The sequence below is a fragment of the Streptomyces sp. NPDC001373 genome (assembly GCF_042895815.1).
Lineage (GTDB): Bacteria > Actinomycetota > Actinomycetes > Streptomycetales > Streptomycetaceae > Streptomyces.
This window is the reverse complement of record NZ_JBIAWQ010000022.1, coordinates 60,592-82,785: the sequence shown is the minus strand read 5'-3', so window position 1 is coordinate 82,785 and position 22,194 is coordinate 60,592. Positions and strand designations below refer to the sequence as shown.

Here is a 22,194-nt window from a genome sequence, read left to right as displayed (position 1 = left end):
CGCACAGCACGTGACGGGTGACGAGACATGGCGAACGCGAACGAAGACAAGCTCCGCACCTACCTGAAGCGGGCCACCACCGAACTGCACCGCACCGGCGAACGCCTCAAGGAACTGGAGGGACGGGCCCACGAGCCCATCGCGATCGTCGGCATGGCCTGCCGCTTCCCGGGCGGGGCCGACACCCCCGAGGACCTGTGGGAGCTGGTGTCCACCGGCACCGACGCCGTCTCGCCGTTCCCCGCCGACCGCGGCTGGGACGTCGAGGGCCTCTACGACCCCGACCCGGACGCGGCCGGCCGCTCGTACTGCCGCGAAGGCGGCTTCCTGAACGCCGCCGGAGCCTTCGACCCCGGCTTCTTCGGGATCTCCCCCCGCGAGGCCGTCGCCATGGACCCCCAGCAGCGGCTGCTGCTGGAAACCTCCTGGGAGGCCCTGGAGCGGGCCGGCATCGACCCCCGCTCCCTGCACGGCAGCCGCACCGGAGTCTTCGTCGGCGCCTGGGACGGCGGCTACACCAGCGGGGTCCGCGCACCCTCCGCCCAGCTCGAAGGCGACCTCCTCACCGGCAGCGTCGTCAGCTTCACCTCGGGCCGCATCTCCTACACCCTGGGCCTGGAGGGCCCCGCCGTCACCGTCGACACCGCGTGCTCGTCCTCCCTGGTCGCCCTCCACCAGGCCGCCCAGTCCCTGCGCCGCGGCGAATGCGACCTCGCCCTGGCCGGCGGCGTCACCGTCATGTCCACCCCCGCCGTGTTCGTCCAGTTCTCCCGCCAGCGCGGAGTCGCCGCCGACGGCCGCTGCAAGGCCTTCGCCGACACCGCCGACGGCTTCGGCCCCGGCGAGGGCGCCGGGATCCTGCTCGTGGAACGCCTCTCCGACGCCCTACGCAAGGGGCACCGGGTCCTGGCCGTCCTGCGCGGATCGGCCGTCAACCAGGACGGCGCCAGCAACGGCCTCACCGCCCCCAGCGGTGCGGCCCAGCAGCGCGTCATCCGCCAGGCCCTCGCCGACGCCCAGGTCACCGCCGCCGACGTCGACGCGGTCGAGGCGCACGGCACCGGCACGAAGCTGGGCGACCCGATCGAGGTCCAGGCCCTCATGGACACCTACGGCAGCGCCCGCACGGCCGGACGGCCGCTGTGGCTCGGCTCGCTCAAGTCGAACATCGGGCACGCGCAGGCGGCCGCCGGTGTGGGTGGTGTCATCAAGATGGTCAAGGCGCTGGAACACGGCCGGCTCCCCAGGACCCTGCACGTGGAGGCGCCCTCGTCCCAGGTGGACTGGTCGGCGGGTGCGGTGGAGCTGCTGACGGAGGCGCGGGACTGGCCCGAGCTCGACCGCCCGCGGCGCGCGGCCGTGTCTTCCTTCGGGGTGTCCGGGACGAACGCCCACGTGATCCTGGAGCAGGCCCCGGAGCAGGCCGGGGCACCGGCCGAGGCGGTGCGCGAACTGCCGGTGGTGCCGCTGGTGGTGTCGGGCCGCTCGCCCGCAGGTCTGCGCGCCCAGCTGGCCCGGCTTCCCGAGGGGCCGCGACCCCTGGACCTCGGGTACTCCCTCGTCACGACGCGGTCGGTGTTCGACCACCGGCGGGTCGCGGTGGGGTCGGCCGTGATCGAGGGTGTGGCGTCCTCGCGGGGGCGGGTGGCGTGGGTGTTTCCGGGTCAGGGGACGCAGTGGGTGGGGATGGGTGCGGGGCTGCTGGAGTCCTCGCCGGTGTTCGCGGCCAGGCTGCGGGAGTGCGCGGAGGCGCTTGCGCCGTTCGTGGACTTCGATGTGGTGGAGGTCGTGCGGGAGGGGCTGTCGCTGGACCGGGTGGAGGTGGTCCAGCCGGTGACCTGGGCGGTGATGGTGTCGCTGGCGGAGGTGTGGCGTTCGCTGGGTGTCGTTCCGGATGCGGTGGTCGGGCATTCGCAGGGTGAGATCGCGGCTGCGGCTGTTGCGGGTGCGTTGTCGTTGGAGGACGCGGCCCGGGTGGTGGCGTTGCGTGCGGCTGTGATCGGGCGTGAGCTGGCCGGGCTCGGGGGCATGGCTTCCCTTCCGTTGCCGCTGGCGGATGTCGAGGAGCGGTTGGAGGGCTGGGCGGGACGTCTGGGTGTGGCGGCCGTGAACGGGCCGTCCGGCACGGTGGTCGCCGGTGACGCGGACGCCGTGGCCGCGTTCGTCGCCCAGGCGCAGGCGGAGGGGATCCGGGCGCGTCAGGTGCCCGTGGACTACGCCTCGCACTCGGTGCACGTCGAGCGCATCGAGGCCGAACTGCTGGAGGTTCTGGGGCCGGTCGTCCCGCGCCGGCCGGAGGTTGCCTTCTACTCGACCGTGACCGGCGGTCTGCTCCGGGAACCCGTCCTCGACGCCGCGTACTGGTACCGCAACCTGCGCCGGCCCGTCCGCTTCGAGGAGACCGTCCGCGCCCTGCTCGCCAAGGGCTTCGCCACCTTCGTGGAGTCCAGCGCCCACCCGGTCCTCACCATCGGCATCCAGGAGACCGCCGAAGCCGCCGGGGCGGCCGTGCACGCCGTCGGCTCCCTGCGCCGTGAGGAGGGTGGCCTCCAGCGGTTCCTGACCTCCGCCGCCGAACTGTTCGTCCGGGGGACGGACATCGACTGGGCCTCCCTCTTCGAGGGGACCGGCGCCCGCCGCGTCGACCTGCCGACGTATGCCTTCCAGCGCGAGCACCACTGGCTGGAGCCCTCCGCCCCCGCCGCCGCCCCGGCCGCGGAGCCGGACGGCATCGACGGCTGGCGCTACCGCACCACCTGGAAGACCCTCCCCGGGACCGGTGCCGGCTCGGCGCCGGCCGGGCCCGTACTGCTGGTGGTCCCCGCCGGGACGGACACCGCCCTCGCCGACGCGGCCGAGGCCGCCCTCGCCCGTCACGGCGTCGGCGCCGAGCGGCTCACCGTCGACGCGGCCACCGCCACCCGTACCGGACTGGCCGCCGACCTCGCCCCGTACAGCGGCCACGCCCGGGTGCTCTCCCTCCTCGGGACCACCGGACTCCCGCACCCCGCCCACCCCGACCTGCCGCTCGCCGCCGTCGGCACCGCCCTGCTCGCGCAGGCCGCCGCCGACGCGGGACTCAGCGGCCGCCTGTGGACCGTCACCCGGGGCGCGGTCGCCGTCTCCCCGGGCGAGGTGCCCCGGTCGGAAGGGGCCCAGGTCTGGGGCCTCGGGCGCGGTATCGCGCTGGAGCTGCCCACCCTGTGGGGCGGCCTCGTGGACCTCCCCGAGAGCCCCGACGACCGCGCCTGGCAGCGGCTCGTCTCCCTCCTCGCCGACCCCGCGGGCCTCCCGGGCGAGGACCAGGTCGCCGTCCGCCCCTCCGGGGCGTACGGGCGCCGACTCGTCCCCGCCGCCGGTACGCCCGCCCGCCGTACGTACACCCCGCGCGGGACGGTCCTGGTCACCGGCGGCACCGGAGCCCTCGGCGCGCACGTCGCCCGCTGGCTCGCGGGCGCCGGCGCCGGGCACCTCGTCCTCACCGGACGCCGCGGGCCCGGCGCGCCCGGCGCCGACGCGCTGGCCGCCGAACTGCGCGCCCTCGGCGCCGAGGTGACCGTGGCCGCCTGCGACGTCTCCGACCGGGACGCGCTCGCCGCCCTCCTGGACGCCCACCCGCCCACCGCCGTCTTCCACACCGCCGGCGTCCCGCACTCCGAGGCGTTCCTCGACACCCGTACCCGCTCCTTCGCCGACGTGTACGCGGGCAAGGTCACCGGCGCCCGTCACCTGCACGAACTCACCCGCGCCCGGGGCCTGGAGCTCGACGCGTTCGTGCTCTACGCCTCCGGCGCCGGGGTCTGGGGCAGCGGCGGCCAGAGCGCCTACGGGGCCGCCAACGCCGCCCTGGACGCCCTCGCCGAACAGCGCCGCGCCGAGGGCCTGCCGGCCACCTCCGTCGCCTGGGGCCTGTGGGGCGGGGGCGGCATGGGCGAGGGCGCCGGCGAGGAGTTCCTCAGCAGCCGGGGCCTGCGCACCATGGATCCCGCCCTGGCCGTGGCGGCCCTCGGCCGGGCCCTCGACCGCGAGGACGTGTGCGTGGCCCTCGCCGACATGGACTGGCCGCTGTTCGCCAAGGGGTTCACCGCCTTCCGGTCCAGCCCGCTCATCGGCGGCCTGCCCGGCGTGCGCGAGGCCACGGGCGACGACGGCGGCAGCGCGGACCCGGCCGACGACGGCCTGCCGGGCCTGCTCGCGGCGGCCGGGCCGGCCGAGCGGTCCGAGATCGTCCTCGACCGGGTGCGCCGCGCGGTGGCGGCCGTACTCGGCCACGCCGGACCGGAGGACGTCGACCCCGAAGGGGCCTTCCGGGACATCGGGTTCAGCTCCCTCACCGCCGGCGAGCTGGCGCAGCGGCTCAGCGCCGCCGCCGGCCGCAAACTGCCCCCGACGCTGGTCTTCGACCACCCGACGCCCGCCGCGGTCGCCGGGCACCTGCTCGAACTCCTCGAACCCGGCCTCCCGGGATCCGGATCCGGCGAGGACCCCGAGGAGGCGCGGATCCGGGCCGCCCTGGCGGCCGTACCGCTCGCCGTGCTGCGGGAGTCCGGCCTGCTGGACGCCCTCCTCGCCCTCGCGGCGCCGCCCGAGCGGGGCTCAGGGGGCGGCACGTTCGACGGGGCGCGGGGCGGAGCCGGCACCGGCGGCCCGGACGCCCCCGGCCCGGCCGCCACCGCCGACGACGACCTCGACGCCATCGACGACCTCGACGAGGACGCGCTGATCGCCCTGGCCCTGCGGGACTCCGCCGCCTGACCTCCCCCCCCCGGGGCTTCCGCCCCCACCGTCCGCCCGCCGTACCCAGAGAGGGACCCACCGATGGCCATGTCCTCCGAAAAGCTCATGGAGGCGCTCCGCACCTCGCTGAAGGAGAGCGAGCGCCTCCGCAGGCTCAACCGGGATCTGGCCGCGGCCGCGCACGAGCCCGTCGCGGTGGTCGGCATGGCCTGCCGCTACCCCGGCGCCGACTCGCCCGAGGAGCTCTGGGACCTCGTCGCCGCCGGACGGGACGCCATCGCGCCGTTCCCCCGGGACCGGGGCTGGGACCTGGACGGGCTCTACGACCCGGACCCCGAGTCGCAGGGCACCACGTACTGCGACCGGGGCGGGTTCCTCGCGGGCGCCGCCGACTTCGACGCCGCGTTCTTCGGGATCTCCCCGCGCGAGGCCGTCGTCATGGACCCCCAGCAGCGGCTGCTGCTGGAGACCTCCTGGGAGGCCCTGGAACGCACCGGCATCGACCCGCGTTCCCTGCGCGGCAGCGGGACGGGCGTGTACGTGGGTGCCGCGCACGGCGCCTACGCGACGGACCCGGACACGGTGCCGGAGGGCTCCGAGGGCTACCTCCTGACGGGCAGCGCGGACGCCGTGACGTCCGGCCGTATCTCGTACGCCCTCGGCCTCGAAGGCCCGTCCATGACGGTGGAGACGGCCTGTTCCTCCTCGCTCGTCGCCCTGCACCTCGCGGTGGCGGCGCTGCGGCGCGGCGAGAGCGTCCTCGCCCTGGCGGGCGGGGTCGCCGTCATGCCGGACGCGGCCGCGTTCGTCGAGTTCTCCCGGCAGAAGGGGCTGGCCGCCGACGGCCGCTGCAAGGCCTTCTCCGCCGACGCGGACGGCACCGGCTGGGCCGAGGGCGTCGGCGTCCTCGTCCTGGAGCGGCTCTCCGACGCCGTCCGCGCGGGGCGGCCGGTCCTGGCGGTGATCCGGGGCTCGGCGGTCAACCAGGACGGTGCCAGCAACGGCCTCACCGCCCCCAACGGCCCCTCGCAGCAGCGGGTCATCCGCCTGGCCCTCGCCGACGCCGGCCTGGAGCCGCAGGACGTCGACGCGGTCGAGGCGCACGGTACGGGCACCCGGCTCGGCGACCCGATCGAGGCCCAGGCCCTCCTGGCCGTCTACGGCAAGGACCGGGCGCCGGACCGGCCGCTGCGGCTCGGCTCCCTCAAGTCGAACATCGGGCACTCCCAGGCGGCCGCCGGGGTGGGCGGGGTCATCAAGACCATCCAGGCCCTGCGGCACGGCGTGCTGCCCAAGACCCTCCACGCCGACCGCCCCACCCCGCACGTCGACTGGTCCTCGGGCGGCGTCCGCCTGCTCACCGACCCGGTCCCGTGGCCCGCGGGACCCCGCCCCCGCCGGGCGGCCGTCTCCGCGTTCGGCGTGGCCGGCACGAACGCCCACCTCATCCTGGAGGAGGCCCCCCGGCCCCCGGCCGCGGAGGCGGCCCCGGCCGTGGGCGGTGCCCCGGCCGCGGGCGGTGCCTCCGGGATGGCCGTCGTGCCGTGGTTCGTCTCCGGGCGGTCCGAGGCCGCGCTGGTCGCGCAGGCGCGGCGGCTGCGGGAGCACCTCACCGGCGCCGCGCCCGACGCCCTCGGCATCGGCTACGCGCTCGCCGCGACCCGTACCGCCTTCGAGCACCGGGCCGTCATCCTCGGGGCCACGTACGACGAGCTCGCCCGGGGCCTCGACGCGCTCGCCGACGGGACCCCCTCCGCGGCGGTGGTACGGGGCGTGCGGCGCCGGGACGCGAAGACCGCCTTCCTGTTCACCGGGCAGGGCAGCCAGCGCCCCGGCGCGGCCCGCGAACTGCGCGCCGCGCACCCGGTGTTCGCCGCCGCGCTGGACGCCGTCGCCGAACGCCTCGACCCCCACCTGGACCGGCCGCTCGCCGCTGTCCTCGACGCCGCGCCCGGCAGCCCGGAGGAGGAGCTGCTGCACCGCACCCAGTACGCGCAGGCCGCCCTGTTCGCGGTGGAGGTGGCGCTGTTCCGGCTGCTGGAGCACTGGGGCGTGCGGCCCGACGTCCTCCTCGGCCACTCCGCCGGGGAGATCGCCGCCGCCCACGCGGCCGGTGTGCTCGATCTCGACGACGCCTGTGCCCTCGTCGCCGCCCGGGGCCGGCTGATGCAGGCCCTGCCCGCCGGGGGCGCGATGCTCTCCGTACGGGCCGGCGAGGACGAGGTGCGGGCGCTGCTCGCCGGACACCCCGGCGCCGACGTCGCCGCCGTCAACGGGCCCCGCGCCGTGGTCGTCTCCGGCACCGAGGAGGCCGTCGCGGCGATCGGCGCCCGGCTGGCGGAGCAGGGCCGCAGGACCAGGCGGCTCACCGTCAGCCACGCCTTCCACTCCCCGCTCATGGAACCGATGCTGGAGGAGTTCCGCGCCCTCGCCGACCGGCTCACCTACCGCGCCCCGCGCATCCCCGTCGTCTCCAACGTCACGGGCCTGCGCGCCACCGGCGACGACCTGCGCACCGGCGTCTACTGGGCCGCGCACGTCCGCTCCGCGGTCCGCTTCGCCGACGGGGTGCGCACCGCCGCCCACGACCTGGGGGCCGTCACCTTCGTCGAACTGGGGCCGGACGCCGTCCTGTCCGCCATGGCGGAGGAGGTCCTGGCCTCGGACGCGCACGTGGCGGTCCCCGCCCTGCGCCGGGGTCGGCCCGCGGCCGAGACCCTGATGGGCGCCGTGGCCGTCGCCGCCGCCCGCGGCGCCGCGCTGGACCGAGCCCGCCTCTTCGACGGTGCGGGCGCCCACCCGGCCCCCCTGCCCGTCTACGCCTGGCAGCACCGCCGCTTCTGGATCGCCCCGACCCCGCGCGGCAGGTCGGCCGGGCCGGCACGTCCTACCCCGGACGCCTCGGCCGCCCCGGCTGCCCTGGCCGCCCCGGACTGCCTGGCCGCCCCGGATGGCTTGGCCGCCCCGGCTGCCCTGGCTGCTCTGGCGGCCCCGGGAGCCCGGAGCGGTCAGGCGCACGCGGGCCTTCCCGCGGCCCCGGGCACGGGGGCCCTCGCGGCCCCGGACGGCCCCGCCGGCCAGGCGGCGGCCCCGGGAGCCCGGCGCTACCGCGTCGCCTGGCAGCCGGCGCGACCGGCGGCCGGGGCGCGGCCGACCGGGACCTGGCTGCTGGTCGAGTCCGCCCAGGACCTCACCTCCGGCGACGGCGACGCCGCCGAGCGCGCCCTGCGCGCGCTCGGCGCGGACGTCCGCCGGGTGGCCGTCGACGCCGACACCGCCGACCGCACGGCACTGGCCGCACTGCTGGACGCCGCCGGCGCCGGCACCCTCGGCGGAGTCCTCTCCCTCCTCGGCGCCGACGAACGGGAGGAGCCGGGCCGTGGCTCCGTCCCGGCCGGGGTCCGGGCCACCCTGGCCCTCGTCCAGGCCCTGGAGGAGCGGCGCGTACCCGCCCGCCTGTGGTGCGCGACCCGCGGAGCCGTCGCCGCCGCCCCCGGCGAGCGGCCCCGGACGGCGGGCGCCCAGCTGTGGGGCCTCGGCAGGGTCGCGGCCCTCGAACTCCCCGCCCGGTGGGGCGGCCTCGTCGACCTGGCCGAGACGGCGGACGCCGCGTCCTGGACGCTCCTCGCCACCGCCCTCGGCGGCCCCGAGGACCAGGTGGCCGTACGCGACGGCCACCTGTACGGCCGTCGCCTCGAACCGGCCCCCGCACCGCCGGCACCCGGCTCCGGTTCGGCAGCGGGCGCGGTAACCGTCTCCGGTTCGTCGACCGTGGCCACGCTCGCGTCCGGCCCGGGCCAGGACCTCGGGTCCGGCTCCGCCGAGTCCGTGAGCGCGCCTGCGTCCGCCGGTGCGTCCGGGGCCGCGTTCGTGTCCGGGCCTGTGCCTGCGTTCGTGCGCGCGCCCGCGTCCGTGGCTGCGCCCGGGTCCGTGCCCGCGTCCGCGTCCGAGTCCGTGGCTGCGCCTACGGCCGGGGCCGGGGCCGTGCCCGCGTCCGTGTCCGGGCCTGTGCCTGCGTTCGTGCGCGCGCCCGCGTCCGCGGCTGCGCCTGCGTCCGTGCCCGGGTCCGTGCCCGCGTCCGAGTCCGAGTCCGTGGCTGCGCCTACGGCCGGGGCCGGGTCCGTGCCCGTGCCCGCGTCCGGGCCTGTGCCTGCGTTCGTGCGCGCGCCCGCCTCCGTGGCTGCGCCTGTGTCCGGGGCAGGGTCCGGGGCCGGGGCCGCGGCCCGGGGGCGCTACCGGCCGCGGGGGACCGTGCTGGTCACCGGGGGGACCGGGGCCCTCGGGGGGCACCTCGCGCGGCGGCTCGCCGCCGAGGGGGCCACGCACCTGCTGCTCGTCGGACGGCGTGGCCGGCAGGCCCCCGGCGCGGAGACCCTGGAGGGCGAACTGCTCGCGCTGGGCGCCAAGGTGACCTTCGCCGCCCGCGACCTCGCGGACCGGGAGGCGGTTGCCGCCCTGCTCGCGGAGGTCCCCGCCGACGCCCCGCTCACCGCCGTGTTCCACGCGGCGGGTGTCCCCCAGGTCAGCCCGCTGACCGGGGCCGGCCCCGACGACTTCGCGGAGGTCTACGCCGGCAAGCTGGCCGGCGCCCGCCACCTGGACGAACTCACCCGCCCGCTCGGCCTCGACGCGTTCGTCCTCTACTCCTCGGGCGCGGGAGTCTGGGGCAGCGCCGGCCAGTGCGCGTACGCCGCCGCCAACGCCGGCCTCGACGCGCTGGCCCTGTGCCGCCACGCGGACGGCCTGCCCGCCACCTCCGTGGCGTGGGGCCTGTGGGACGGGGGCGGCATGGGCGAGGGGGAGGGCGGCGCGTACCTGCTGCGCCGGGGCGTCCGCCCGATGGCCCCGGAGGCCGCCCTGGACGAACTCCTCGCCGCCGTCGCCGACGGCACCCCCGCGCTGACGGTCACCGACACGGACTGGCCCCGCTTCGCGGACTCCTTCACGTCGTACCGCCCCAGCCCCCTCCTCACGCCCCTGCTCGCCCCGGGTGGAGCCCACACCGCCGAACCTGGTGGACCGGGCGCCGGGCCGGACGGGCCGGCCGGCCTCGGCCGACGGCCGGCCGGGATGGGGCCGCAGGCCCGGCGGGAGGCTCTGCTCGGGCTGGTACGGGCGGAGGCCGCCGCCGTGCTCGGGTACGCGCACGGCGACGAGGTCGAGCCCGACGCCCGCTTCCTGCTCATCGGCTTCGACTCGCTGGCCGTCACCCGGCTCCGCCGCCGCCTCGCCGCCGCCACCGGACTCGAACCCGCCCCCGAGGCCCTGTTCGACCACGACACCCCCGCCGCGCTCGCCGACCACCTCCTGGAGCTCCTCCAGGCCCCCGGACACCCCGCCGCACCGGCCGGATCCGCCGCACCGGCAGGAGACCGCCGGGCCGACGGGGGCACGCTCACCGCGCTCTACCGCAGCGCGGTGGGGGAGGGCCGGGTCGACCGGGCGGTCGACGCCCTGGCCGCCGTGGCCGCCCTCCGCCCCGTCTTCACCGCCGCCCACCCCCACCCGCTCCCCCCGGTCCACCTCGCGCAGGCCGCGCAGGCCGCACCGGACGGGCCGCTCCTGCTCATCGGCGTAGCCGGAACCGCCGCCGTGTCCGGGCCCCTGGAGTTCTCCGCGTTCGCCGGCGCCCTCGCCGGCCGACGGGACGTCGTCGCGCTCGCCCAGCCCGGGTTCCGGGACGGGGAGCCGCTGCCGGACTCGCTGGAGGCGCTCTGCGCCGCGCACGCCGCGACCGTGGAGCGGCTCGCGCAGGGGCGCCCGTACGCCCTGATCGGGCACTCCGCCGGAGCCAACGCCGCCCACGCCCTCGCCCGCCACCTGGAACGGCACGGCCCCGCCCCGGCCGCCCTCGTCCTCGCCGACGTCTACACCCCCAGCGCGCCCGGCGCCATGGGCGTCTGGCGGGATGTCATGCTGCGCTGGGCGATGGACCGCTCGCCCGTACCCCTCGACGACACCCGGCTCACCGCCATGGGCGCCTATCACCGACTCCTCCTCGACTGGACACCGGAGCCCACCCGCGCCCCGGTCCTGCACCTGCGCGCCGGAGAACCCATGGCCGCGTGGACCGACCCCCGCGAGGACTGGCGATCCGTCTGGGACGCCGCGCACACCGTCACCGACGTCCCCGGCAACCACTTCACGATGATGACCGAGCACGCCCCGGCCACGGCCCGCGCCGTCGACACCTGGCTGGACGCACTGCCCGGCCGCAACCGATGACGAGGAGAGACATGACCTCCGAGCTGCTGACCGAGGACCGCGGACGGGACATCGCCCGCCGCGCCCGCAGGAACCAACTCACCCGGGCGGCCCAGTGGTTCGCCGGCATCGAAGCCGACCCGTACGGCCTGGTCCTGCGCGCCGGCACCGGAGAGCCGACCGCCGCCGAGGAGGTCGTCCGCGCCCTCGGCCCGCTCCACCACAGCACCCTGCTGGACACCTGGGTCACCGCCGACCGGGCCGTCGCCCAGGAGGTCATCGACCACCCCGCCTTCGACGGCCCCGGCCCCGCCGCCGACGTCCCCGGCGGGGACCCGCTCCCCTTCCGCAGCGCCGTCCTCACCCTCGACCGCGCCTCCGCCGCGCCGCTCGCCGCGCTCACCGCCTTCGGCGGCGGTCTGCTGTGGGCGGACGACGCCGCGTCCGTGGAGAAGCGGACCGCCACGTGGGCCCGTACGGTCCTGGCCGCGCTCGGCGACCGCTTCGACCTCGCCGAGGACTTCGCCCGCAGGCTGACCGGCCCGGTCCTCGCCGAACAGCTCGGTCTGCCCGAGGCCGCCCACGAACGGTTCTCCCGCCTCCTGCCCGACTGCCGCCACGCCCTCGACGGCCTGCTGTGCCCGCAGACCCACGCCACGGCGCTGGCCGCCGAGGCGGCCGAGACCGCCATGGTGGGGCTCCTGACGGACGCCCTGTACGAGTCCACCGCCGACACGGTCCGCGCCGCGAAGATCATGGCCCTCAGCGCGGCCGAAGCCACCGCCGTCCTCATCGCCAACGCCGTCCGCCTCCTGCTCGACGAGCCCGGCGGCTGGCAGCGGCTGGCCGAGGACCCCGGCCGGGCCGGGGAGGCCGTCGAGCACACCCTGCGCACCGCGCCCCCCGTCCGGCTGGAGTCCCGCGTCGTGCGCACCCCCGTCACCCTCGCCGGCACCGAACTCCCCGTCGGCGCCCGCGTCACGCTCCTCGTCGCCGCCGTCAACCGCGACCCGCGCGCCCCGCGGGACGCCCCGCCCTTCGGCCTCTCGCCCGACCTGCACTTCGGGCTGTCCGCGCACCTGGTCAAGGCCGTCGCGCGGGCCGCGCTGCGCACTCTCGCCGAGACCCACCCGGGCCTTCGTGCCGACGGCGACCCGGTGACCCGGCTGCGCTCGCCCGTCCTGCGGGCCCCGGCGCGCCAGCCGGTCGCCGCGGGGACGCCCCGCCCCTGAGCTCCCCGACCCTCCCCCCTTCCGAACCCCGCCCCGACCGTAGGGAGAGCGGATGCCATGCGCGTCCTGATCACGTGCTTCGCGCACAACACGCACTTCTACAACCTGGTGCCGCCGGCCTGGGCGCTGCGCGCCGCCGGACACGAGGTACGGGTGGCCAGCCAGCCCGCGCTCACCGACGTGGTCAACGGGTCGGGGCTGACGGCCGCGCCCGTCGGCGACCTCGACTCCATCGCGGAGCTGATGACGCAGATCGGCGGCGACCCCACCCCCTACCAGCAGGGCCTGGACTTCGCGCAGACCCGCACCGGGCCGCTCGGCTGGGAGCACGCCCTCGGGCAGCAGACCATGATGACGGCCATGTCGTTCGCGCCGCTGAACGGCGACACGACCATCGACGACACCGTCGCGCTGGCCCGGGCCTGGCAGCCCGACCTGGTGCTGTGGGAGCCGTTCACCTACGCCGGCCCGATCGCCGCGCACGTCGTCGGCGCGGCCCACGCCCGCCTGCTGTGGGGCCCCGACGTCATCCTGAACGCCCGCCGCCAGTTCCTCGACCTGCTCGCCCTCCAGCCCGAGGAGCGCCGTGAGGACCCGATGGCCGACTGGCTCGCCTGGACCCTGGGCCGCTTCGGCATCACCCCCGACGCCGCCGCGGTCGAGGAGGTCATCGGCGGCATGTGGAGCATCGACCCCGCGCCCGAGGCCCTGCGCATACCGGTGCCCGGCGAGGTGCTGCCGATGCGCTTCGTCCCCTACAACGGGCCCTCGGTGATCCCCGACTGGCTGTACGAGCCGCCCGCCCAGCCCCGGGTCTGCGTCACCCTCGGGGTGTCGGCGCGCGAGACGTACGGGCGCGACGCCGTCCCCTTCGAGGAGCTCCTGCACGCCCTCGGCGACGTGGACGCCGAGATCGTCGCCACCCTCGACGCAAGCCAGCTCCAGGACCGCGACGCCCTCCCCGACAACGTCCGTGCCGTGGACTTCGTCCCCATGGACGCCCTGCTGCCCACCTGCGCGGCCGTCGTCCACCACGGCGGCGCCGGCACCGGCTACACCGCCACCCTGCACGGCGTTCCGCAGATCATCGTCGGCTCCCTGTGGGACGCCCCGCTCAAGGCCGAACTGCACGCCGAGGCGGGCGCGGGCATCGACCTGCCCCCGGAGAAGCTTGACGCGGCCACCCTCCGCGAGGCCGTCGTACGCGCCCTCACCGACCCCTCGCTCGCCGACGGGGCCCGCCGGCTGCGCGAGGAGGCCCGCGCGCAGCCGGCCCCCGCCGCCCTCGTACCGACCCTGGAACGGCTGGCGGCGCGGCACCGCGCCCGCCGCCCGGGTTCCGCCCACCCCGGCCAAGGAGACCCCTCGTGACCACCGCCTACGCGGGCGGCATCGCCCGCCTCTACGACCTCGTCCACCAGGGCAAGGGCAAGGACTACGCCCGCGAGGCCGCCGACCTCGCCGCGCTGATCGGCTCCCGGGTGCCGGGCGCGCGCAGCGTCCTGGACGTGGCCTGCGGCACCGGCCTCCACCTGGAGCACCTGGCCCCCCTCTTCGCGTCGGTCGAGGGCGTGGAGATCTCCCCGGACATGCGCGAGCTGGCCGTCCGCCGCAACCCGGAGGTGCCCGTGCACCTCGGCGACATGCGCGACTTCGCGCTCGGCACCACCCACTCCGCCGTCACCTGCATGTTCAGCTCCATCGGCCACATGCGCGACCAGGCCGAACTCGACGCGGCTCTGGCCCGGTTCGCCGCGCACCTCGACCCGGCGGGCGGGGTGGTCGTCGTGGAGCCCTGGTGGTTCCCGGAGACCTTCACCCCCGGGTACGTCGGGGCGTCGGTCACCGAGGCGGAGGGGAAGACCATCTCGCGGGTGTCGCACTCACGGCTGGAGGACGACGCCACCCGCATCGACGTGCACTACCTGATCGCCGCACCGGGCGAGGAGATCGCACACCTCGCGGAGAGCCACCGCATCACCCTCTTCGAGCGGGCGGCGTACGAGCGGGCGTTCGCCCGGGCGGGCCTGGAGGCGGAGTTCCTGGAGGGCGGCCCCTCGGGCCGCGGCCTGTTCGTCGGCACGCCCGCCTGAGCCGCCGGACGCCTCGAACCCCGGCCGAGGGCCGGGCCAGGACCGCTCGTGTCCCGCCGGACCCCGGGGCCGCCGCGGGGTCGCCCACCGGCCTCTCCGGGGCCTGGCCGGGGCCCCTCACGGGCCCCGGCCGGCCACGCCCCCGGCCCCGCGGCGTTGCCCGGGCAAACCCTTCAGCGTAGGTCCGGGCGGGGGGCCGGGCCAGGTGGCGCGGGCCCCCCGGGACCCCCGTCCCGGAACCCCCGGTGGTGGCCGGATCACCGCGATACCACATGTATGCAGGCCATAAAGGTCGGTTGACGCTCCTTATAACCGGAAGTTACCTTCCCCGCCATCGAAGGATCCGGCCGATCGGGGGCAACAGTGACCGGGGAGGACTCCCACACCGACGACGGCGCACTTCGCGTGCTCGAACTCCTCGCGGGCGAGGCACCCGCCCGCGCCTACGACCAACTCGTCGCCCGCGCCCGCACCGCGGGCCCCGCACCGCACGTCGAACGGACGGAGCGGGCCAGAGGCCTCGCCCTGGAGGTGAACGCCCTCTTCGAACGGCGCAGCCGGCGCGAGGCCGAACTCGCCGCGCTCGTCGACGCCGCCCGCGACCTCACCCGCCCCGGCAGCCTCGACGCGACCCTGCGCCTGATCACCCGCCGGGCCCGGCTCATGACCACCATGGACCTGGCGGCCGCCGTCCTCCTCGACGAGGACGGCTCCGCCACCCTCACCACCGCCGACGGCGCCGTCAGCGCCCTCACCGTCGGCTACCGCATCCCCGCCGGCGCCCTGCCGGCGGCGGCCGGACCGGGGGAGCGGCCCGCCCCCTTCTGGACCGCCGACCACTTCGCCGACGACCGCACCACCCACGCCACCGCCCTGGACGAGGTGCTGCACGCCGAATCCCTCCAGGCGGTCCTCGGCGTACCGCTGTGCGCGGACGACCGGCACATCGGCTACCTGTACGCGGCCTCCCGCGGCATCCACCACTTCACCCCCGACGAGATCGCGCTGATGCGCTCCCTCGCCGACCTCGCCGCCACGGCCATCCAGAGCGCCCGCCTGCTGGAGGGCGTCCACACCGCCAACACCGAACTGGAGAAGGCGGGTTCACGGGCACGGGCCTCCCTCGGCGACGCCCTGCGCGCCGGCAGCGTCCAGGACGAGCTCGTCCAGCTCGTCCTCGACGGCATCGGCCTCGACGCCCTCCTCGCCCGGGCCGCCGCCGAACTCGGCGGCAGCCTCGCCGTGCGCGGCGCGGCCGGCGAACGGCTCGCCGAGCTCGGCCGGATGCCCCGCCCCGACCCCGGCGAGCTGTCCCGCGTGCGGCTCAACGCGGCCGCCACCGGCGTGGCCTGCCCGCTGTCCGACGGCACCTGGGTGCTCCCGCTGTCGGTGCGGTCGGAGGACGTCGGCTGCCTCCTGTTCCACCCGGGCGCCGACGGCGGGACGCCCGGCGAGCGGGTCCTGCTCTCCTACGCCCGTACCGTCGCCCTGCTGCTCGTCGTCCAGCGCTCCAGCGCCGTCGAGGGCCGGGTGCGCGACGACCTGCTGGCCGACCTCACCACCTGGGAGGCCCCGCCCGAGCGGATCGTGGAGCGGGCCCGAGCCTTAGCCACCGTGCTCCAGCGCCCGTACGTCCTGGTCGTTGCCGACGCACACAGTCCCGCATCCGGCCTGATCGAGAACTGGGCCACCGCCTACGCCCGCCGCCACCGGGGCATGAAGATCCTCCAGGGCGACCGGGTCGTCCTGCTGCTGCCCGGCGAGGACGCGGCCGGGGCCGCCGCGAAGGTGCGCGCCGACCTCGCCACCGTCACCGGGGCCCCGGTGACCGCCGGCGCCTCCGGCCCCGCGCGGGGTGCCGACGCCGTCCACCGCTGCTACCGGCAGGCCGTGCGCTGCCTGGAGGCGCTGACCGCCCTCGGCGCCACCGGCCGCTCCGCCGACGACCGCGACCTCGGCTTCCTCGGGATGCTGCTCGCCGACGACCACGACGTCCCCGGCTTCGTCGAACGCACCCTCGGCCCGCTCCTGGAACACGACGCGGAACGCTTCGGCAACCTGGTGGAGACCCTCCAGGGCTGGTTCAGTGCCGCCGGCAGCCCCACCCGGGCCGCCGAGATCCTCTACGTGCACCCCAACACGGTCTCGCGCCGCCTGGAACGCATCACCCAGCTGCTCGGCCGTGACTGGCAGCATCCCGACCAGGCACTGGAACTCCAGCTCGCGCTGCGGCTGCACCGGGCGCGCGCCGCACTCGACCCCGTACCCGGCGTCCCCCCGTCAGCGGGATCGACGTGACCGACGCGACGGGGCCCCGGTGGGCGCCCGCCTCCAGCAGCCGTGAGGCGTGCGCCAGCGACACGAGCGTGGCGTGCCGGTGCCAGCCCTTGTAGGACCGCCCCTCGAAGTCCAGCGCGCCCACCGGCAGGCTGGTGTCGCGGAAGTCGGCGTCGGCGCGCCCGATCAGCCCGCCCAGCCCCAGCAGCGTGCCCCGGCCGGCCCCGGTCAGACTGGTCAGCCACAGCTCCGACACCTCCCGGGACGTCGGCGACCACACGCCGACCAGCGTCAGCGGCACCGCCGCCGGACCGCCCGGCAGCCGCACCGGCAGCAGCCCCACCAGTGAGGTCTGCGTCCGCCCCGGCCGTGCAGGGTCCGGCCACTGCACCGGCCGCCGCTGCGGCCGCGCCAGCTCCGCCAGCCCGCCCGCCGACCCCGCCACGGCGCGGCTCCGTCCGGCCGCCAGGTTCGGCGCGAGCAGGCCCGTACCGGTCCCGATCCGTATCAGGAACGGCAGGCCGGCTCGCGAGAACGCCTCCACCAGCGGCAGTACGGCCTGTTCCCGGGCGTCGGCCACCACCGGCAGCGCCGCCCCGGCCCAGCCGGCCGCCTCCACCACCATGTCCACGGCCAGCGCCTCCGGCGCACCGGCGGCCCCCGCGTCGACCGAGTCGTCGGGGATCGCCGCCCGGCGGCGCAGCTCCGTGTCGTCGAGCCAGTCCCCGCTCAGCGACAGCCGCCAGTTCACCGGGGCCGCCGCCGCGCCCGAGGCCAGCCACAGCCCGTACCCGTGCTGGCTGTTGACGACCTGTCCCAGCTGCGGGACGAACCTGCGCCCCACTCCCACCGAGTGCCGGCCCGTCTTCGGGATCACCAGCGGGCGCACCACCCAGGCGCGCGGCGCCAGCAACCGCTCCAGACCGGCCGTCAGCTCCGCCCGCAGCGGGGACCAGTCCCAGGTCGAGGAGCTGATGAAGTGGTGCAGGCTCTGCTCCGCGGCTCGTTCGCCGGTGCTCGCGGCCAGGTTGCGCATTGTCTTGCGGCCGGGCGTGTCCAGCAGGGCCCGTACGTACAGCTCGCCTTTGTGCCGCTGGTCCCGGCGGCGCAGCGAACCCAGCACCGACGTGCGCAGGGCGCGGACCTCCGAGGGCGGGACACGGGACAGGCTCTCGGCTTCCAGGGCCGGGCGAACGGTTCGCATGACGCTCCTCGGGGTCGGCACCCCGAGGCAGCCAGGCCGGGGCAGTTCGCGGTGTCGTGGTCGTGGGATCCCCTCCACCCTCCCCGCCAGGCGGCACCCGGCCCAGGTAGGCCGGAAACACACTTACCGACCGGTCACCCCGCTTGTCCCGGCCCGGCCCCGCACCGCCCGACGGGCCCGCCGCGCGTGGTGGCCGGGCCACCACCCGGGGGCGGCGACGGGGGCCCGCCCACCCGGTCCTGGCCGTCCCCGCCCTCCGCCGCCCTCCGCCGGCCGCCGCCGCGCCGGCCAACGCCCCAGCTCCCGGGCGGTGTTCGGGCTCCGCGGCACGGCCCCGCGAAGAGTGTGGCCGGGCGACCTCCTCCCCGGCCCCGATCTGCGGAAGCGTGGACGTACGCATACCCCGGCGCCCCTCCGGGGCACGCCGCACCGCCGAAAGACTCAGGAGACCCCCCATGCCGTCCCGCAGGTCAGGGGAGCGAACACCCCGCCTCCGCCGCACCCTCCGCATACGCGGGCGGTGGCGCCCCGGCACCCGCGCCACCCGCCTCCTCGCCGCCTCCGCGGCCCTCCTGTGCACGGGCGGCCTGCTCACCGCCGCGCCCGCCGGAGCCACCGAGGACCGCACCGAGGGCACTCCCCGCGTCCGCGCCCTCGTCGCGCGGATGACCCTCGACGAGAAGCTGTCCTTCGTCCACTGGACGGCCGGCCCCACCGGCGGCCCCCTCGCCCGGGGCGTCGGCTACCTCCCCGGCGTGCCCCGCCTGGGCGTACCCCCGCTCCAGGCCTCCGACGGGCCGGCCGGCGTCCGCCTCAACGGCGTCCGCTCCACCGCCCTGCCCACCCCCACGGCCCTCGCCGCGACCTTCGACGACTCCCTCGCCACCGCCTACGGCAAGGTCCTCGGCCACGAGGGCCGGGCGCTCGGCCAGGACGTCGTCCTCGGCCCGATGGTCAACACCATCCGGGTGCCGTACGGCGGACGCAACTTCGAGACCTTCAGCGAGGACCCCCTGGTCGCCTCGCGCACCGCCGCCGCCCAGATCAAGGGCACGCAGAGCCAGGGCCTGATGGCCACGGTCAAGCACTTCGCGGGCAACAACCAGGAGACCGACCGCTTCACCGTCGACGCCGCCATCGACGAGCAGACCCTCCAGGAAGTCGAACTCCCCGCCTTCCGCGGCGCCGTCGACGCCGGCGCCGCCGCCGTCATGTGCGCCTACAACGGGGTCAACGGCACCCACTCCTGCGGCAACGACCAGCTGCTCCAGAAGGTCCTGCGCGAACAGTGGGGCTTCCGGGGCTGGGTGATGTCCGACTGGCTCGCCACCCACGCCACCGCCGACCTCACCAAGGGCCTCGACCAGGAACTCGGCCTGGAGATGGGCAAGCCCACCGACCCCGTCCCGGACTCCAAGTACCTCGGCTCCTCCCTGCGCAAGGCCATCGCCGACGGCACCGTCCCGCAGGCCGCCCTGGACCGCTCGGTGACCCGCATCGTCGGCCAGATGGAACGCTTCGGCCTCCTCGACGCCCCCGCGTCCCCGCGGCCCGCACGCGACGCCGCGGCGGGCCGCGACACCGCCCGCGCCGTCGCCGAGAACGGCGCCGTCCTGCTGCGCAACACCGCGCCGGCCGGCGGACGCAAGGCCCTGCCGCTCACCGGCGCGGCCGGCACCGACCTCGCCGTCATCGGCGACAGCGCCCTGCGCCCCAAGGTCTCCGGCCTCGGCAGCGCCCACGTCGTGCCCGACGCCGCCAAGGCCCCGCTGGACGCCCTGCGCGAGCGGGCCGGCTCCGGCGCCGCCGTCCGCTACGAGCCCGGCGTCGACCGGCTCGGCAGCCCGCTGCCCGCCGAGAACCTCAGCCCCGCCTTCACCGGCGGCAGGCAGCTCGAACCCGGCGGCGACCGCGCCTTCTACGACGGCACCCTCACCGTCCCCGCCGACGGCGACTACCGCATCGGCGTCCGCGTCGACGGCGGCCTCGCCGTCCTCCAGGTCGAAGGACAGGACCCGGTCTACGCAGCCGACTCCTTCAGCGAGACCACCAGCGTCGTGCTCCGCCTCACCCAGGGCACCCACAAGCTGTCCATGAGCGGCTGGGCCTGGCCCGACCGCCCGCTGTCCGTCGACCTCACCTGGGTCACCCCGCAGCAGGCCGCGCAGAACCTCGAACGCGCCGTCGCCGCCGCCCGCTCCGCCAGGACCGCCGTCGTCTTCGCCCAGGACGAGGGCTCCGAGGGCTACGACCGCCCTTCGCTCTCCCTGCCCGACGGCCAGGACGCGCTGATCTCCGCCGTGGCCCGCGCCAACCCCAACACCGTCGTCGTCCTCAACACCGGCTCCTCCGTGCTGATGCCGTGGCTCGCCGACACCGCCGCCGTCCTCGACATGTGGTACCCGGGCCAGGAGGGCGCCCAGGCCACCGCCGCCCTGCTCTACGGGGACGCCAACCCCAGCGGCCGGCTCACCCAGACCTTCCCCGCCTCCGAGGACGCCCACCCGGTCGCCGGAAACCCCAGGCGGTTCCCCGGGGTCGACGGCAGGCAGGAGTACAGCGAGGGCATTTACTCCGGCTACCGCTGGTACGACAAGCAGGGCGTCACCCCCCTCTTCCCGTTCGGCCACGGCCTGTCGTACACCACGTTCGACTACCGCGACCTCGCCGTGGAGCGCACCTCCACCGGGGCCGCCGTCCGCGTGACCGTCCGCAACAGCGGGCCCGTCGCCGGCAAGGAGACCGTCCAGGTCTACCTCGGCCCCAGCCCCCTCGTCTCCGCGCCGCAGGCCGTCAGGAAGCTCGCCGCCTACACCAAGGTCTCCCTCGAACCCGGCGAGGAGAAGCGCGTCACCGTCCCGGTCGACGCCCGCCAGCTCCAGTACTGGGACACCGGACGCCACGCCTGGACCGGCGCCCCCGGCCCGCGCGCCGTGAGCGTCGGCTCCTCCTCGGCGGACCTTCGCCTCACGTCCCGCCTCAACCAGTGACCGACCTCCCACCCACCCCTTCCGATTGGATGCGCATGACCGCGAACGCACAGCCCGCGACCACCCCCTCGACCCGTCCGGTCGGCACGGCCGAGGCCATCGACGCACGGGAGGAGACCGGCCTGCGGCACGTCGCCTCCCTCTCCACCGAACTGCGGGACGTCGTCGAGGTCGAGCAGCGCCAGGTCCGTCTGGAGCGCGTGGTGCTGGTCGGCGTCTGGACCTCCGGCACGGTCGCGGAGGCCGAGAGCTCCCTCGCCGAGCTCGCCGCCCTCGCCGAGACCGCGGGCGCCCTGGTCCTCGACGGGGTGATCCAGCGCCGCGACAAGCCGGACCCGGCCACCTACATCGGCTCCGGCAAGGCGAAGGAACTGCGCGACATCGTCATCGGGACGGGCGCCGACACGGTCGTCTGCGACGGCGAGCTGAGCCCCTCGCAGCTCGTCCGGCTGGAGGAGTTCGTCCAGGTCAAGGTCGTCGACCGGACCGCCCTGATCCTCGACATCTTCGCCCAGCGGGCCACCTCCCGCGAGGGCAAGGCCCAGGTGGCCCTCGCACAGATGCAGTACATGCTGCCGCGCCTGCGCGGCTGGGGCGCCTCCCTGTCCCGGCAGATGGGCGGCGGCGGGGCCGGCGGTGGCGGCATGGCCACCCGGGGCCCCGGCGAGACGAAGATCGAGACGGACCGGCGCCGGCTGCGCGACAAGATGGCCAGGATGCGCCGGGACATCGACGAGATGAAGACCGCCCGCGATCTCAAGCGCCAGGAGCGCCGCCGCAACAAGATCCCCTCGGTCGCCATCGCCGGCTACACCAACGCGGGCAAGTCCTCACTCCTCAACCGGCTCACGGGCGCCGAGGTCCACGTCCAGAACGCGCTGTTCGCCACCCTCGACCCGACCGTCCGCCGCTCGGAGACCCCCGCGGGCCGCGCCTACACCCTGGCCGACACGGTGGGCTTCGTCCGCCACCTGCCGCACCAGCTCGTCGACGCGTTCCGCTCGACGCTGGAGGAGGTCGCGGAGGCGGACCTCATCCTCCACGTGGTCGACGGCTCGCACCCGGACCCGGAGGCCCAGATCGAGGCGGTCCGCGCGGTCGTCGGCGACGTCGGCGGCGCGGGCGTCCCGGAGGTCGTCGTCGTGAACAAGGCCGACACCGCCGACCCTCAGGCCCTGGCCCGCCTGTTGGAGGCGGAACCCGGCGCCGTCGTCGTCTCGGCCCGCACGGGCGAGGGCGTCGCCGCCCTCCTCTCCCGCATCGAGGCCGAACTCCCGCACCCCGAGACGGAGATCGAGGTCCTGATCCCCTACAGCGAGGGCCACCTGGTCGCCCGCGTCCACGCGAGCGGCGAGATCCTCTCCGAATCCCACGGCGAAACGGGCACGCTCCTGAAGGCCAACGTCGACGCCGCCCTGGCGGCGGAACTCTCCCCCTACGCCGCCTGATTCCCCCTT

8 protein-coding genes and 1 pseudogene are annotated in these 22,194 nt (G+C 76.5%); 8 read left to right on the top strand and 1 reads right to left on the bottom strand.

The genetic code is table 11. The features are described 5' to 3' along the window. Nucleotides 1–27: 27 nt before the first annotated feature. The 6 genes from ACFY15_RS32255 (at nucleotide 28) to ACFY15_RS32230 (ending at nucleotide 16,564) form a co-directional block, all read left to right on the top strand. Nucleotides 28–4,755: an SDR family NAD(P)-dependent oxidoreductase gene (locus ACFY15_RS32255; protein WP_390826567.1), complete on the top strand. Its 4,728-nt coding sequence runs from the start codon at nucleotides 28–30 to the stop codon at nucleotides 4,753–4,755. A gap of 63 nt (nucleotides 4,756–4,818) precedes the next feature. Next, entirely contained in the window at nucleotides 4,819–10,962 is a 6,144-nt protein-coding gene (locus tag ACFY15_RS32250) for an SDR family NAD(P)-dependent oxidoreductase (protein ID WP_390690645.1), read from the top strand. 11 nt (nucleotides 10,963–10,973) lie between these two features. Continuing rightward, nucleotides 10,974–12,173, top strand: a complete 1,200-nt coding sequence (locus tag ACFY15_RS32245; protein ID WP_390690644.1) for a hypothetical protein — start codon at nucleotides 10,974–10,976, stop codon at nucleotides 12,171–12,173. Nucleotides 12,174–12,230: 57 nt separating this feature from the next. After that, entirely contained in the window at nucleotides 12,231–13,544 is a 1,314-nt protein-coding gene (locus ACFY15_RS32240; RefSeq protein ID WP_390690643.1) for an activator-dependent family glycosyltransferase, read from the top strand. Continuing rightward, entirely contained in the window at nucleotides 13,541–14,266 is a 726-nt protein-coding gene (locus ACFY15_RS32235; protein ID WP_390690642.1) for a class I SAM-dependent methyltransferase, read from the top strand. Before ACFY15_RS32240 ends, ACFY15_RS32235 begins: the two co-directional genes overlap by 4 nt. Nucleotides 14,267–14,629: 363 nt before the next feature. After that, nucleotides 14,630–16,564 (top strand): helix-turn-helix domain-containing protein, encoded by a 1,935-nt coding sequence (locus tag ACFY15_RS32230; protein ID WP_390690641.1) that lies wholly within the window; start codon nucleotides 14,630–14,632, stop codon nucleotides 16,562–16,564. 361 nt (nucleotides 16,565–16,925) lie between these two features. On the opposite strand, the pseudogene ACFY15_RS32225 reads toward ACFY15_RS32230, so the two are convergent. Then, nucleotides 16,926–17,747 (bottom strand): annotated as a pseudogene (locus tag ACFY15_RS32225) (transposase); the annotation flags it as partial. A 455-nt stretch (nucleotides 17,748–18,202) separates the two neighbouring features. On the opposite strand from ACFY15_RS32225, the gene ACFY15_RS32220 reads away from it, so the two are divergent. Both ACFY15_RS32220 and hflX read left to right on the top strand, forming a co-directional pair. Further along, a complete protein-coding gene (locus ACFY15_RS32220; protein WP_390690640.1) occupies nucleotides 18,203–20,737 on the top strand; it encodes a beta-glucosidase in 2,535 nt (844 codons plus the stop codon). A 35-nt stretch (nucleotides 20,738–20,772) separates the two neighbouring features. Continuing rightward, nucleotides 20,773–22,185 carry a GTPase HflX gene (hflX, locus tag ACFY15_RS32215; RefSeq protein ID WP_390690639.1) on the top strand — a complete coding sequence of 471 codons (1,413 nt, stop codon included), beginning with the start codon at nucleotides 20,773–20,775 and terminating at the stop codon, nucleotides 22,183–22,185. The last annotated feature ends 9 nt before the right edge of the window (nucleotides 22,186–22,194 follow it).